The 628-nt window shown below is 66.2% G+C and carries 1 protein-coding gene; it reads right to left on the reverse strand.

All coding sequences use genetic code 11. The features are described 5' to 3' along the window. Positions 1-628, reverse strand: a 628-nt coding sequence (locus B4C31_RS00910) for a flavodoxin-dependent (E)-4-hydroxy-3-methylbut-2-enyl-diphosphate synthase (protein ID WP_291530959.1), incomplete at both ends; no start/stop codon positions are given.

A 628-nucleotide genomic window follows, 5' to 3' on the forward strand; every position in this document is an offset into this window, starting at 1 on the left:
TCGCCGATGCCTTCGGCCAGCAGCGCGCCGAACGCCAGACAGGACTTGATCGTGCCCTGCCAGGCGGGTCCCGCTTCGGTGACGCCCAGATGCAGCGGCCAATCGCCCTTGGAGGCGAGCAGTCGGTAGGTCTGCACCATGGTGATCGGATCATGGTGTTTGACGGAGATCTTGAAGTCATGGAAGCCCACGTCCTCGAACATGCGGGCCTCCTTCAGCGCGGAGGCGACCAATGCCTCCGGGGTCGGCCCGCCGTACCTGGCGTACAGCTCCTTGTCCAGCGACCCGGCGTTCACGCCGATGCGCAGCGAGATGCCCGCGTCGGTGGCGGCCTTGCAGATGGCCGGTCCCACCTCGTCGAACTTGCGGATGTTGCCCGGGTTCACGCGCACCGCCGCGCATCCCGCGTCGATGGCCTGGAACACGTACCTGCTCTGGAAATGGATGTCGGCGATCACCGGGATCGGCGATTTCCTGACGATTTCGGGCAATGCGTCGGCATCATCCTGGCTGGGCACCGCCACGCGGACGATATCGCATCCGGCGGCGGTCAGCTCGGCGATCTGCTGGAGCGTGGCCGACACGTCCACGGTCGGCGTGTTGGTCATCGACTGCACGGAGATCGGCG

Source organism: Bifidobacterium sp. UBA4282, assembly GCF_002394995.1.
GTDB lineage: Bacteria > Actinomycetota > Actinomycetes > Actinomycetales > Bifidobacteriaceae > Bifidobacterium > Bifidobacterium pullorum_B.